We start from the raw sequence: 14,593 nt of genomic DNA, 5'->3' as shown, positions 1-14,593 counted from the left end.
TTAATAATATATCACAGAATAGATATTAATCTAAGCACTTATTTCTAAGTCAGCAGTGTTATCTTTTGAGTCATCCTTATTAAAGGCTTCTCTATCAAAGTCGCCTACTGAATCTGCTACAAGAAGTGACACAACAGCTGCACCAGTTACGTTTGTGGCTGTTCTTGCCATATCGACAATAGTATCAATTCCAAGTAGTAATGCTATACCTTCAACAGGTAACCCCATTGCTGCAAGAACTACAGTAGTCATAATTGATGCGGTTCCAGGCACGCCAGCAGTTCCTATGGATGCGATAGTTGTAACAATAATTAAAGTAATATAATTTACTAAAGTAAAGTTGTGACCAAAAACATTAGCAACAAATACTGCAGCCATTACGGGATAAAGACCACCGCAAGCATTCATACCCATTGTAGCACCCATTGGAGCAACAAATGAAGCTATTTTATTTGAAATTTTAACATTGTCTGTTAGTGCTCTAATAGTTACAGGTAAAGTGCCATAGCTACTCCTTGTAGTGAAAGCCACTACTTGAGGTTCGTAAATCTTTTTTAAGAACTTAATAGGGTTTACTTTAGCTACAAAAGCTAATAGTGAACCATGAACTAATGCAATTTGAAGAGCACAAGCTAGATATATTGCTAAGATAACTTTGGCAAGAGGAATCAAAGTAGCAATACCATATTTACTTGCAACTCCAGCCATAAGAGCGTACACACCATAAGGAGTAAGTTTAAGAACCATTTTTGTAATTCTAAACATAATATTTGCAAAGGATTCAAATAGATTTTTAACTGCTGCTACTTTTTCTGGCTTTCTTGAGCCTTCGATAATTATTGCCACACCAATGAAAATAGAGAAAATAATTACAGGAATTATCTTTCCGCTAGCCATCTCATTAACTGGGTTAGATGGTATCATATCAATTAAAACTTTTGTAAAAGTTGGAACCTCTTTTGCCTTAAAACTTGCATCTTCAACAAATTTTATGCCATTACCAAGCTTAAAAGCAAGTGCAATTAGAATTCCAATAACTGTGGCAGCAGCAGTTGTCCCCATTAAATAAGCAAGAGTTCTAGTCCCGATTTTCTTAAGCTTTGCAGGACTTTCAAGGGATGCAATACTTGTAACTACTGATGATACTACCAGTGGAATTACTATCATTTTAATTAAGTTAACATACATGGACCCGATAGGTTCAATTAGGGAAGTATTCTTACTAAATATCATACCCACTACAATACCCAATGCCATTGACACAAAAACTCTATTACCAAAAGAAACTTTTTTCTTTTTAAGATACATAAGAATGCCAAAAACTAAAACTGAAACTAATAAGCTAATATAATTCATCATTTCTTTTCCTCCAAATTTTTAATTTTATTTTGAACAAGATTTTAGGGTGAAAGTTTAAACTTTTAAATTTCACGAACCTCTGTGGTTCATTGAAGAAACTTTACTATTCATAATTGTAACTTCATAATAAAAGCTGTTTTATATAAGGTACCATTTACCCAAAGTTATACATAAAGTAAGCATAATCATAGAGGTTTACGCATAATTGCTATAAATACCGGTAAAATTTCATAACAATTTTCATAACACTTTGTAAAAATTTTGACGTCTTAAATATTTTACAAAACAAAAAACTTCTACCTCTGTAAAAACAGAGGCAGAAGTAATATTCCGCGGTTCCACTCTGATTAAGTAATAAATACTCATCTCATTTTAAGCACTACCATGCTCTATCCCTATAACGGGGGAATCCGTAATATCCTACTTGGGCATTGAAAATAATGCCATATATTTCGGTATTAAGCTCATAGGGGCACTTCAGTATTATTAATACGTAAAACTCTCTCACCAAATGAGTTTCTCTCTGTAAGATTTCTAATACTTACTTTTCCTAATCTTAGCATTTATTAATTAAATAATAATTATTCTTACAAAATGGATTATATAATCTAATAAAATAAAAGTCAATAAGTTTTTACAAATGAATTATTAGTAATTTTATACAGCATAATTTAACTACTTTAGTGCTCTTGTTCAAATTATTGATTTATAATTGTAAATTCTATATTATAATTAATAATGAATACGTTAATTTCTTTATTAGTATTGTAGATATAACTAACTACTATTAAAACTTTGAAAAGTAAATTTTTTAAGGGAGATGTTTCATGAAGATAAATAAAAAGATATTCTCATATTTTCTAATATGTTTAATAGGAATGATTACCTTTATCTTAATCCAGTTTTGTAAGGAAAATACTTTAATTGTTGAGAAGATATACTCAAACTATATTTTTTTATTAATTGCTAGAGTATTAAGCAAACTCTTCAGTAAAATTCCATTTTCCTTGTGGGAATTTATTTATGTGGGCTTACTAGTATTTCCTGTTATTATTTTTTTCAAGTTCATATATATGCTTATTAAAGATCGAAAAAATCTTAAAATTAAACTCATTAAACATACTAAACCTTGCTTAATAATATTATTGCTAGGTTATTTTCTTTTTAATATTCTATGGGGTATAAATTATTATAGAGAGCCTATTGCAACTTCTATGGGGCATGAGAATGAACAATATAAAAAGGATGATTTGATCAATCTCTGTAAAGAGGTTTTAATTATTACTAATGGTCTAAGAGATAATTTAAAGGAAGATATTAATGGCAATTTTACCTTAAGTATGGAGTTCTCTCAATTAAGCAATGTGGTGGAAGATGGGTACAAATATTTTAAGGTAGGTAATAAACCTTTGGATGTAAAATATAATAACACCAAACCTGTTACCTTATCTAAATTTATGAGTTACACAGGGATTACAGGGATGTATTCTCCTTTCACAGGGGAAGCTAATGTGAACATTGATATTCCTAGTACAACTTTACCTGTAACTATTGCCCATGAACAAGCACATCAAAGAGGAATTGCTAGGGAAGAAGAAGCTAATTATTTTGCCTATTTAGCTTGTGTTAATAGTCCAAATAAAGAATTACAGTATTCGGGATATTATTTAGCATTAACCTATCTTATGAATGATTTATATAGTATTGATAAAGAGGCATACCAGGAAATAAAGAAATTGTATAGCAATAAGTTAATAAGAGATATAAATTTTAGTAATAATTACTGGAAAAACCATGAAGGATTTGTTGAAAAAGTTTGGAATAAAGCCAATGATAGCTACTTGAAGGCAAATAACCAAAGTGCTGGAGCTGCAAGTTATGGACTAATGACAAAGTTGCTATTAGGTGAATATAAGAGTAATTTAATAAATAAATAAATAAATAGAACTGTGTAGGTTTCTATAATTCACTAAATGATGAAGTGAATTGTAAAAATTTACACAGTTTTTATTTTAATATAATAAGTTAACTTTTCAACTTACATATTGCATATAACTTTCAAGGACCTAAATTCAAAAAGTATTTCCTCCATTACATTTTAAAATACAAAAATTATATTTAAATGCTAAGTATTAATATTTGATAAATCCTAAGGACGAATATGTACTAATAGTAAAAACTAAGTAAAAAATGTTAAAGTTTTTAAAAAACACTTCCAATTATCAAAAAAGTATTATATTATAAAAATACGAACAATAAACAATTAAATCATATTAATATTCGTAAAAAAATCCGTTGTTTGAGGTGATAATATGGAAAATTGTACTTTCACAGCTTATGTTGAAAAAAAAGCGAACTTTAGTAGTGAAGCTTTAACTATTAAAAATGAAGTAAATCAAATATTAGGAATAAAGAATGTTGAAAATGTCCGTTATATAAACAAGTATGATATATGTGGCATTACAAAGGATGAGTATGAAGTTATTAAATACACAACTTTGTCAGAGAGAAACACAGATTCCATTTATGATAACAATATTAATTTAGGAAAATGTGAATACTTCGTTGTGGAGTTCTTACCTGGCCAATATGACCAAAGAGCAGATTCTGCTGCACAGTGTATTCAGTTAATTACCCAAAAGGAAATGCCAGAGGTAAAAACTTCAAGAATATATGCTATTTACGGGGACATTAGTAAGAATGAACTTGATAGAATAAAGGAGTATTACATAAATAAGGTTGATTCAAGGGAAACCACCCTTGAAACCAATAATATTTTTAATAGTACCATTGTTGAAGATAAGAAAATTGAAGTTATAGAAAACTTTATTGACAAGAATGAGGCTGAATTAATAGGATTTCAAAAAGAATATGGGCTTTCTATTTCTAAAGAAGACTTAAAACTCATTCAAAAATATTTTAAAGATGATGAAAATCGCAATCCTACTTTAACTGAAATAAGAGTGATTGATACTTATTGGTCAGACCACTGCAGACATACTACTTTTTTAACAAATTTAAAAAATGTTAAATTCCAAGAAGGAAAACTAAATAATCCAGTTAAAGAAGCATTTTCAATATACGAGGATTATAGAAAAACTTTATATAAAGCTAAAGAAAAGCCAATGACTTTAATGGATATAGCTGTAATCGCAATGAAAAAACTACGAAAGGATGGCAAACTTCAAGGTTTAGATTCCTCAGATGAAATTAATGCTTGTAGTATTGTAGTTGATGTAGATGTGGACGGTAAGCTAGAGAAGTATGTGGTGATGTTTAAAAATGAAACTCATAACCACCCAACAGAAATTGAACCTTTTGGTGGTGCATCTACTTGTATTGGAGGGGCTATAAGAGATCCACTTTCGGGAAGAAGTTACGTATATCAAGCTATGAGAATTACAGGTTGTGGAGACCCAACAGAACCAATTAGTAATACTTTAAAAGGCAAGTTGCCACAAAGAAAAATTACTAAAGAAGCTGCAAAAGGATATAGTAGCTATGGAAATCAAATTGGGCTAGCAACTGGTTTTGTAAAAGAGATTTACCATGAAGGTTATAGAGCAAAAAGAATGGAAGTGGGAGCTGTAATTGGTGCTGTTCCATATGAAAACATAGTAAGAAGCAAACCAATGCCAGGAGATGTAGTAATCTTACTTGGTGGTAGAACTGGTAGAGATGGAATTGGTGGTGCAGCTGGATCATCTAAAGTGCACACTGAATCTTCCATAAATACTAGCAATGCAGAAGTTCAAAAAGGAAATGCGCCTACAGAAAGAAAAATACAAAGACTATTTAGAAATAAAGATGTTACTAAGCTAATAAAGAAATGTAATGATTTTGGTGCTGGAGGAGTCTCAGTAGCTATTGGCGAATTAGCTGACGGTTTAAAAATTAATTTAAATACTGTTCCTAAGAAGTATGAAGGATTAGATGGAACAGAAATTGCCATTTCTGAATCTCAGGAAAGAATGGCTGTAGTAGTTTCAAATAATGAGGCAGAAAAGTTTATACAGTATGCCAATGAAGAAAACCTTGAAGCTACAGTGGTTGCTGAGGTAACAGAAGAAGAAAGAGTAATCATGGAGTGGAACGGAAATACCATTGTTAACCTTAGCAGAGAGTTTTTAAATACAAATGGAGCTACTAGCTATAGTGAAGTTATAGTAGAAGCACCAAAAGAAGAAGAAAATTATTTCTTAGAAAAGAAAGAGGAAAACACCAGACTTTATGAAGAGTTCACAAAAGTTTTATCAGATTTAAATGTATGTTCTCAAAAAGGTCTTATAGATATGTTTGACTCTTCAATTGGTGGTGGCACAGTATTCATGCCATACGGAGGAAAACATCAAGGAACACCTATAGAAGCTATGACCTGTAAGATACCTGTATTAGGAAGGGAAACAAAAACAGGAACAGTAATGTCTTATGGTTTCAATCCGAATATTTCATGCTGGAGTACCTTCCACGGTGCATTGTATGCTGTTGTAGAAAGCATTGCAAAAGTTATAGCTGCTGGAGGAAAATTAGAAGATACTTATCTTACTTTCCAAGAGTATTTTGAAAAACTTGGCAATGATCCAGCTAAATGGGGAAAACCATTCTCAGCATTATTAGGAGCCTTGTATGCACAGCATAACCTAGAAGTTGCAGCAATTGGTGGAAAGGATAGTATGTCAGGAACCTTTGAGAATTTAAATGTTCCACCAACTTTAATTTCCTTTGCTGTCAGCACTTTAGAGGTAGATAAAGCTGTAAGTGGAGAATTTAAAAGAAATAATAGCAAGGTTATAATAATTCCAAGTAGTTTAGATGATGAGTATATAATTGATTTTCCTAAGTTAAAGAGAAACTTTGAATATGTTTCAAAGCTAATAGAAAAAGGCTTAGTTTTATCCTCATATACAGTAACTTATGGTGGTGTTATAGAAGCTATTTCAAAGATGACCTTAGGAAATCGTATTGGTTTTGAATTTAACTCATCTATGAACCTTGAGAAATTAAAAGCTTACACTTATGGCAGTATAATTTTAGAAATTAAAGATGAAGAATCTTTAAGTATTTTAAATTCACAAGAATATCATGTATTAGGCTCTACTGTAGAAAGTTATACCATTAAGTTAAAAGATGAGCAACTGTCTATAGAACAACTGGAGAAGGTATATAATGAGCCACTAGCTAAGATTTTTCCAATGGATTATGATGAGAATCAAAAGAGTTTCTTTGGCTTTAATAAGGAATGTGTTGAAAACCCACATTTGAATAGCCAGTTAGAGATTTCTATGAATGATAGTCTTTCAGATAGAGAAGTACAATTCAATGAAAACTCTCGAAGAAATACAAATAAGAAGTATATTGGAATTAACAAGGCTAAACCGAAGATTATTATACCAGTTTTCCCAGGAACAAACTGTGAATATGACTGCGAAAGAGCTTTTATGAAAGCCGGTGGGGAAGTTAAGCAGTTAATTTTTAATAACTTAACTTCTAAGAATATTGAAGAATCTATTTTAGCTCTTGAAAAAGCTATAAAATCGTCTCAAATAATTATGCTACCTGGCGGATTTAGCGCAGGTGATGAACCAGATGGTTCAGGTAAATTTATTAATGCTATCTTTAGAAATGAAAGAATTAAAGAAGCAACAATGGATTTGCTTAAAAATAGAGATGGTTTAATTTTAGGTATTTGCAATGGATTCCAAGCTTTAATAAAACTAGGCCTTGTAACATATGGAGAAATAAGAGATTTAGAAGAACAAAGCCCTACGTTAATACCTAATGCTATTGGAAGACATATGTCTTGTATGGTTAATACCAAAATAGTTAGCAATAGCTCTCCATGGCTTCAAGGTGTTAATGAAGGGGATATTCATGCTATTCCTATATCTCATGGAGAAGGTAGATTTCACGGCAGTGAAGACGTTATAAAGGAATTGTTCAAAAATAAACAAGTGGTAACTCAATATGTAGATGAACTTGGAAATCCAACTTATGATATTAAATATAATCCTAATGGTTCAATGTTTGCCATTGAAGGTATTACTAGCCCTGACGGAAGAGTATTTGGGAAAATGGGACATAGTGAAAGATATACTGAAAATGTATTTAAAAATATATCAGGAAATTATGATCAAAAGATTTTTGAAAGTGGAGTTAACTATTATAAGTAGGAGGTTATGATATGAAAGTTGCAATTATTTTTGGTAGCAAGTCTGACGTTGAGGTAATGAGAGGTGCTGCAAAGTGCTTAAGAGAATTTGATGTGGAGTTTACAGCTCATGTTCTGTCTGCTCATAGAGTTCCAGAGAAGTTAGAAGAAGTTTTAGAGAATTTAGAATTAGAAGGTTATGAGGTAATTATTGCAGGGGCGGGTCTTGCTGCTCACTTACCAGGAGTAATAGCCTCTAAAACTATTCTTCCTGTAATTGGAGTGCCTATAAAGGCGGCATTAGAAGGATTAGATTCTTTATATTCTATAGTTCAAATGCCAAAGTCCATTCCAGTAGCTACAGTTGGAATAAATAATAGCTATAATGCAGCTATGCTTGCAGTGGAAATTTTATCAATTAAATATGTTGAGTTGAAAGAAAAATTATTAAGTTATAGACAAACTATGAAAGAGAATTTTATAAAAGAAAATAAAGAAGGAGTGGAATTATAATGGAAAATAAAAACTTTTTATATGAGGGAAAAGCTAAAAAAATATATAAAACAGAAAAGGAAAATCAGGTAATTGTATATTATAAAGATGATGCAACAGCATTTAATGGAGAAAAAAAAGCTTCAATTAATTCAAAGGGAATCCTTAATAATACCATAACTTCTATCATTTTTAATATGTTAAAGGAAAATGGAGTTGAAAGTCACTTCATCAAAAAATTAAACGACAGAGAGCAATTATGCAAAAAAGTGGAGATTGTTCCTCTTGAAGTAATTGTTAGAAACGTTGCGGCTGGAAGCATGGCTAAAAGATATGGTCTTGAAGAAGGAACTGAACTTAAAACTACAGTACTTGAAATAAGTTATAAAAATGATGATTTAGGCGATCCATTAATGAATGATTATCATGCTGTTGCTATGGGATTAACAACTTTTGATGAACTAAATTATATATATTCTCAAGCAGAAAAGATAAATGAATTATTAACAGATTTCTTTAAGAAGCAAAATATAAAGTTAGTAGATTTCAAACTTGAGTTTGGAAGATATGAGGGAGAAGTAATATTAGCTGATGAAATTTCTCCAGACACCTGCAGACTTTGGGATATGACTACAGGAGAAAAACTAGATAAGGATAGATTTAGAAGAGAACTTGGAGATTTAGTAGAAGGGTATACAAAAATACTAGAGAGAATTAATGGATAGCACTATAAGTGGTATTTAGGAGGAAGAGTATGAATTTGGAATTTCAAGGATCGTACGAATGTTACGATGAGGACAAGTTTCATGATGAATGTGGAGTTTATGGGATATTTAGTACATCACCACAAATTAATGTAGCTAAAAGAACTTACTATGGACTCTATGCACTTCAACATAGGGGACAAGAAAGTGCAGGAATAGTAACTAGTGACGGTAAAACTATGAGTTGTCATAAGGGGATGGGGCTTGTATCTGAAGTATTTAACAACAAGATCATAGATGAGCTTCAAGGGCATGCTGCTATTGGGCATGTAAGATATTCAACAGCAGGCGACAGTGTTCTAAAAAATGCACAACCAGTTTTAGGGGAATTCAAACTTGGGAATATTGCTATTGCTCACAATGGAAATTTAGTAAATGCAGATATAATTAGAGAACTTTTGGAAGACTCAGGTTGTGTTTTTCAAACCTCTATAGACTCTGAGGTTATATTAAACTTGATTGCTAAAGGTTCAAAAAAAGGTGTTGTGAAAAGTATAATAGACACTATGCAAGCTATAAAGGGATCTTTTGGAATTGTTATCCTAACAGAAAATGAACTAATTGGAGTTAGGGATCCTTATGGAATTAGACCTTTATGTCTAGGAGAAATAGATGGAAACTACATTATTGCATCAGAAAGCTGTGCTATTGATGCAACTGGTGGCAGTTTTATTAGAGATATTGAACCTGGTGAGATAGTGGTAATTAATGCTGAAGGGATTAAGTCATTTAACTTCGGCGAAAAAACTAAATGTGCTACTTGTTCTTTCGAGTACATCTATTTTGCTAGGCCGGACACTACAATAGATGGTATCAGTGTGAATACTTCAAGAATAAAAGCAGGAATGAAATTATTTGAAGAGCATCCTGTAGAAGCTGATATTGTAATAGGTGTTCCAGATTCAGGAATACCAGCAGCTATAGGTTTCTCAAAGGCATCAAATATTCCTTTCGAAACGGCTTTAATCAAAAATAGATACATTGGTAGAACCTTTATTGCTCCATCACAAGAAGAGAGAGAAAGTGCAGTAAATGTGAAATTAAATGTGCTTAAAGAAAGCGTTGAAGGAAAATCAGTGGTTTTAATAGATGACTCAATAGTGAGGGGAACTACTAGTAGAAGATTAGTAGAGCTACTAAAAAATGCTGGTGCAAAGGAAGTTCATTTTAGAGTTTGCTCACCCGTAGTTAAATATCCATGTTATTTTGGAATTGATACTCCTTATAGAGATGCACTAATAGGTAGTCAATTGCAAGAAATTGATGAGATAAAAGAAGCTATTGGAGCTGATAGCTTAGGCTACTTGACTACAGAAGGATTATACGAGAGTCTTGGAAAAGCCGATGGTTTTTGTACTGGTTGTTTCCATGGGAAATACCCAATGTCTGCGCCAGTTAAAGTGTCAAATGGAGAGGAGAGTTAAACTATGATTTCATATAAAGATGCAGGTGTTAATATTGAAGAGGGATATAAAGCTGTTAGTTTAATGAAGCAGTATACTAGTAAAACCTACACTGAAGGTGTATTAAACGGAATTGGAAGTTTTGCTGGGATGTTCGAAATTGGAACAGGATATAAAAATCCTGTGTTAATATCTGGAACTGACGGAGTTGGAACTAAGCTTGAAATTGCAATTCGTCTAAAAAAATTTGATACAATTGGTATAGACTGTGTAGCTATGTGTGTCAATGATATTTTATGTCATGGGGCAAAACCTTTATTTTTCTTAGATTACATTGCATGTGGAAAGTTAGATGCAGATATTGCAAGTGATATAGTAAAAGGTGTGTCCCAGGGATGTGTTGAAAGCGGAGCGGCCCTAATTGGTGGAGAAACCGCAGAAATGCCTGGTATGTACAAAGAAGGGGACTATGATGTTGCTGGATTTGCTGTAGGAATTGCTGATAAAGATAAAATTATTGATGGAAGTACCATTGCTGAAGGAGATGTGCTTATAGGTATTGCTTCTAGTGGAGTGCATAGTAATGGATATTCCTTAGTAAGAAAGTTAGTAAAAGACTACAATGAAAAGTTAGGTGAAAAAACCCTAGGAGAAATTCTTTTAGAACCAACAAGAATTTATGTAAATACTATAATGAGTCTACTTAAAAAATTTGAAATAAAAGGGATGGCTCACGTTACTGGGGGAGGTTTTTATGAAAATATCCCAAGAATGTTCAAGGGAGATTTCACTGCAGTAGTTAAGAAGGATAGCTACCAAGTTCCAGAAATATTTAGGTATTTAATGAGTAAGGGTGTGGCTGAAGAACAAATGTATAATACTTACAATATGGGAATAGGTTTTGTATTAGCTGTAGATAAATCTATAGCAAAAGATGTGCTAAAGGCTCTAAGTGATTTGAATGAAACAGCTTATGAAATTGGGTATGTACAAGCTGGAGGTGAGGGCCTTTGCTTAAAATAGCTGTTTTAGTGTCTGGTGGTGGATCTAACCTTCAAAGCATAATAGATAGTATATCAGCTGGGGAACTAAAAAATGTAGAAATTGAATATGTGATTAGCGATAGAGAAGGGGTTTTTGCCTTAGAAAGAGCAAAAAAATATGGAATTAACACCATAACCTTAGATAGAAACAAGTATAAGAATAATTTAAATGTTGAAATTCACAAGATTCTAAGTGGAAAAGTAGACCTAATAGTTTTGGCAGGGTTTTTATCCATAATTAAAGGTCCCATATTAGAAGAATTCAGACACAAAATTATAAATATACATCCTTCTCTAATTCCTAGCTTTTGTGGAAAAGGAATGTATGGATTAAAGGTTCATGAAGCTGCAATTAATTACGGAGTGAAAGTTAGTGGATGTACGGTTCATTTTGTAGAAGAGGATACAGACTCTGGTGCTATAATCCTACAAAGTGTTGTTGAAGTTTTAGTTAATGATACAAAGGAAACCTTACAGCAAAGAATTTTGGTAGAAGAACACAAAGCGCTTCCAAGAGCAATTAAGCTTTTTGCAGAAGGTAATATAGAGATTAATGGCAGGCAAGTAATTGTAAAGGAGTGATTTAAATGATTAAGAGAGCTTTATTAAGTGTATATGATAAAACTAATATTATACCCTTTGCTAAATTTTTGATAAGTAAAGGCGTTGAACTTATCTCTACTGGTGGTACCTACAAGTTATTAAAGGAACAAGGAATTTCAGTAAAGGAAGTATCAGAAGTAACAAATGCTGAAGAAATGTTAGATGGTAGAGTTAAAACACTTCATCCAATAGTTCATGGAGGTATTTTAGCCATCAGAAGTAACGAGAGACATATGGAAACTTTAAAAGAAAGAGAAATTGAAACTATAGATTTAGTTTGTGTTAACTTATATCCATTCTTTAACAAACTAGGTGAAAATCTGCCTTTTGATGAAATGATAGAATTTATTGATATTGGTGGCCCAACTATGCTTAGAAGTGCAGCTAAGAACTTTAATGATGTGGTAGTTGTAAGTGATACAGCAGATTATGAAACTGTTATGAATGAAATAGAACAACATGGACAGGTTTCATTCCCAACAAAAAGAAACCTAGCAGCAAAGGTATTTAACTTAACTTCTTCTTATGATGCTGCCGTTGCAAATTATTTATTTAATGAAGAGAAGACTAAAAACCCAAAATACTTATCTTTATCCTATGAAAAAATTGAGGATTTAAGATATGGAGAGAATCCCCATCAGGCAGGTGCCATATATAAAAGTACTGATAAAAAAGGTATGATGAATAATATTAACATATTAAATGGAAAACCACTTTCCTACAACAATATAAAGGATATGGATATTGCATGGAAAGTAGTTAATGAGTTTCAAGAAACAGTGTGTTGTGCTTTAAAGCATAACACGCCTTGTGGTGTAGCTTTAGGTGATTCTGTGGAAGAAGCTTATGTAAAAGCTTTTAATTGTGATCCAGTTTCAATCTTTGGAGGTATAGTAGCATTAAACAAAAAAGTTAATAAGGCTGCTGCCCTTGAAATGATAAAAACATTTTTAGAAATTGTAATTGCTCCAGAATTTGATGAGGATGCCTTAGAAGTATTAAAAACCAAGAAAAACTTAAGAGTTATACAATGTTTAACATGTCCAACAGATGAAATAGAAGTTGTTTCTGTGGATGGAGGAATCCTTGTACAAGATGTAGACAAAAAATTATACGAGGAACTTAAAGTTGTTACTAAGGTAGCTCCAACTCCTGAGGAAATGGAAAACTTAATTTTTGGTATGAAGGTAGCTAAGTATGTAAAATCTAATGCTATTGTAGCTGTAAAAGATAAGATGGCAAAGGGAATAGCTGGTGGCCAAGTTAATAGAATATGGGCAACTGTTCAGGCCTTAGACAGAGCACAAGATGGAGTTGTGCTAGCCTCTGACGGATTCTTCCCTTTTAAAGATTCCGTAGAGGAAGCTAAGAAATGTAATATAAAAGCTATAATTCAACCTGGCGGTTCTCTTAGAGATGCTGAGAGCATAGAAGCTTGTGATGAATATGGTATTTCAATGGTTATTTCAGGAACCAGACATTTTAAACATTAATAGGAGATGATTAAATGAAGGTACTTTTAATCGGCAGTGGAGGAAGGGAACATGCAATTGCTTGGAAATTAAGTCAAAGTATATTGGTAGATAAAATATTTTGTGCTCCTGGCAACGGTGGTACTGCCACTGAGGAAAAATGTGAAAATGTTAATATAACTAACAATGAAGAATTATTAAAATTTGCTCTGGATAACTCTATTGATGTAACAGTAGTTGGCCCAGAGGCACCACTTTGTGAAGGTATTGTAGACTCTTTTTCGAAAAAGGGATTAAAAATATTTGGACCTTGTGCTGCAGGTGCACAGCTAGAGGGAAGTAAAATCTTTTCTAAAAACTTTATGAAAAAATATAACATTAGTACCGCAGCTTATGACACTTTTACTCATGCAGATGAAGCTATTCAGTACCTTAAGGTTTGTAAATATCCAGTTGTACTAAAAGCTGATGGTTTAGCAGCAGGAAAAGGAGTCATCATCGCTCAGGACTATAATGAAGCAAAAATGGCAATTGAAGAATTTATGGTGAGTGATGTATTAAAAGGAGCAGGGAAGTCTATTGTAATTGAGGAGTTTTTACAAGGGGTAGAAGCATCAATATTAACAATTACAGATGGTAAAACAATAATACCTTTTGTCTCTTCAAAAGATCATAAGGCTATATATGATGGAAATTTAGGACCAAACACCGGAGGAATGGGTACTCTAGCTCCAAACCCTTATTGTACTGAAAAGGTGTTGGAAGATTTCAAAGATAAAATTATGAATCCAACTCTACAAGGTCTTCAGGAAGAAAATATTCAATACAAGGGAATTATCTTCTTTGGATTAATGATAACTAAAGACGATGTATACTTGTTGGAATACAATGTAAGAATGGGAGATCCTGAAACTCAAGTAGTGTTACCACTTATGGAAAGTGATTTCATGGAGTTAATAATAGCAACCATTGATGGGAATTTAAGCAATAAGACTGTAAGTTTTAAAGATGAATTTGCATGTTGTGTTATAGCAGCTTCAAAGGGGTATCCCGGCACCTATGAAGTAGGTAAAAAAATAGATATCTCCAATAGTATTTCAGAAAAAGTATTTATTGCAGGTGGAAAACTTTCCAATGATAACTTACTGACTTGTGGTGGAAGAGTCCTTGGAGTTACAGCACTAGGAAAATCTATTGAAGAAGCTAGAAAAAATGCTTATGATGGAATAGATAATATTGATTTTGAAGGAATTTATTTTAGAGGGGATATAGGAATTTAAGTATTCCAAAGTCAGAAGCCTAATTAAAA

At 32.4% G+C, this 14,593-nt stretch carries 10 protein-coding genes and 1 other annotated feature; of the genes, 9 read left to right on the top strand and 1 reads right to left on the bottom strand.

Going from position 1 to position 14,593, the window contains the following annotated elements; genetic code table 11:
• Nucleotides 1-30: 30 nt before the first annotated feature.
• Complete coding sequence (locus B3040_RS08935; RefSeq protein ID WP_291572365.1) at nucleotides 31-1,359, bottom strand: dicarboxylate/amino acid:cation symporter; 1,329 nt, start codon at nucleotides 1,357-1,359, stop codon at nucleotides 31-33.
• A 309-nt stretch (nucleotides 1,360-1,668) separates the two neighbouring features.
• Nucleotides 1,669-1,926 (bottom strand) — a binding site (T-box leader).
• A 260-nt stretch (nucleotides 1,927-2,186) separates the two neighbouring features.
• On the opposite strand from B3040_RS08935, the gene B3040_RS08930 reads away from it, so the two are divergent.
• The 9 genes from B3040_RS08930 to purD all read left to right on the top strand — a co-directional run bounded on the left by B3040_RS08930 (nucleotide 2,187) and on the right by purD (nucleotide 14,564).
• Nucleotides 2,187-3,296, top strand: a complete 1,110-nt coding sequence (locus B3040_RS08930; protein WP_349679172.1) for a DUF3810 domain-containing protein — start codon at nucleotides 2,187-2,189, stop codon at nucleotides 3,294-3,296.
• A 375-nt stretch (nucleotides 3,297-3,671) separates the two neighbouring features.
• Nucleotides 3,672-7,529 carry a phosphoribosylformylglycinamidine synthase gene (locus B3040_RS08925; RefSeq protein ID WP_291572363.1) on the top strand — a complete coding sequence of 1,286 codons (3,858 nt, stop codon included), beginning with the start codon at nucleotides 3,672-3,674 and terminating at the stop codon, nucleotides 7,527-7,529.
• 11 nt (nucleotides 7,530-7,540) lie between these two features.
• Nucleotides 7,541-8,020: a 5-(carboxyamino)imidazole ribonucleotide mutase gene (gene purE / locus B3040_RS08920; protein WP_291572360.1), complete on the top strand. Its 480-nt coding sequence runs from the start codon at nucleotides 7,541-7,543 to the stop codon at nucleotides 8,018-8,020.
• A complete protein-coding gene (purC, locus tag B3040_RS08915; RefSeq protein WP_291572358.1) occupies nucleotides 8,020-8,724 on the top strand; it encodes a phosphoribosylaminoimidazolesuccinocarboxamide synthase in 705 nt (234 codons plus the stop codon). Before purE ends, purC begins: the two co-directional genes overlap by 1 nt.
• A gap of 29 nt (nucleotides 8,725-8,753) precedes the next feature.
• Nucleotides 8,754-10,187 carry an amidophosphoribosyltransferase gene (gene purF, locus B3040_RS08910; RefSeq protein ID WP_291572356.1) on the top strand — a complete coding sequence of 478 codons (1,434 nt, stop codon included), beginning with the start codon at nucleotides 8,754-8,756 and terminating at the stop codon, nucleotides 10,185-10,187.
• A 3-nt stretch (nucleotides 10,188-10,190) separates the two neighbouring features.
• Nucleotides 10,191-11,189 (top strand): phosphoribosylformylglycinamidine cyclo-ligase, encoded by a 999-nt coding sequence (gene purM / locus B3040_RS08905; protein ID WP_291572354.1) that lies wholly within the window; start codon nucleotides 10,191-10,193, stop codon nucleotides 11,187-11,189.
• Complete coding sequence (purN, locus tag B3040_RS08900; protein WP_291572352.1) at nucleotides 11,177-11,791, top strand: phosphoribosylglycinamide formyltransferase; 615 nt, start codon at nucleotides 11,177-11,179, stop codon at nucleotides 11,789-11,791. The genes purM and purN overlap by 13 nt, the downstream gene beginning before the upstream one ends.
• A 5-nt stretch (nucleotides 11,792-11,796) precedes the next feature.
• A complete protein-coding gene (gene purH, locus B3040_RS08895; RefSeq protein WP_291572350.1) occupies nucleotides 11,797-13,305 on the top strand; it encodes a bifunctional phosphoribosylaminoimidazolecarboxamide formyltransferase/IMP cyclohydrolase in 1,509 nt (502 codons plus the stop codon).
• A 14-nt stretch (nucleotides 13,306-13,319) separates the two neighbouring features.
• Nucleotides 13,320-14,564 carry a phosphoribosylamine--glycine ligase gene (purD, locus tag B3040_RS08890; RefSeq protein WP_291572348.1) on the top strand — a complete coding sequence of 415 codons (1,245 nt, stop codon included), beginning with the start codon at nucleotides 13,320-13,322 and terminating at the stop codon, nucleotides 14,562-14,564.
• Nucleotides 14,565-14,593 lie beyond the last annotated feature (29 nt).

Origin of the sequence: Clostridium sp. UBA4548, assembly GCF_002387895.1 — a bacterium.
Classification (GTDB): domain Bacteria; phylum Bacillota; class Clostridia; order Clostridiales; family Clostridiaceae; genus Clostridium_J.
This window is presented reverse-complemented; position numbering and strand designations above follow the sequence as displayed.

Coding starts and splice junctions, on each gene's coding strand:
- B3040_RS08935 (WP_291572365.1), bottom strand. CDS start 1,359: ATGATGAATTATATTAGCTTATTAGTTTCAGTTTTAGTTTTTGGCATT.
- purF (WP_291572356.1), top strand. CDS start 8,754: ATGAATTTGGAATTTCAAGGATCGTACGAATGTTACGATGAGGACAAG.
- purE (WP_291572360.1), top strand. CDS start 7,541: ATGAAAGTTGCAATTATTTTTGGTAGCAAGTCTGACGTTGAGGTAATG.
- purM (WP_291572354.1), top strand. CDS start 10,191: ATGATTTCATATAAAGATGCAGGTGTTAATATTGAAGAGGGATATAAA.
- B3040_RS08925 (WP_291572363.1), top strand. CDS start 3,672: ATGGAAAATTGTACTTTCACAGCTTATGTTGAAAAAAAAGCGAACTTT.
- B3040_RS08930 (WP_349679172.1), top strand. CDS start 2,187: ATGAAGATAAATAAAAAGATATTCTCATATTTTCTAATATGTTTAATA.
- purH (WP_291572350.1), top strand. CDS start 11,797: ATGATTAAGAGAGCTTTATTAAGTGTATATGATAAAACTAATATTATA.
- purC (WP_291572358.1), top strand. CDS start 8,020: ATGGAAAATAAAAACTTTTTATATGAGGGAAAAGCTAAAAAAATATAT.
- purD (WP_291572348.1), top strand. CDS start 13,320: ATGAAGGTACTTTTAATCGGCAGTGGAGGAAGGGAACATGCAATTGCT.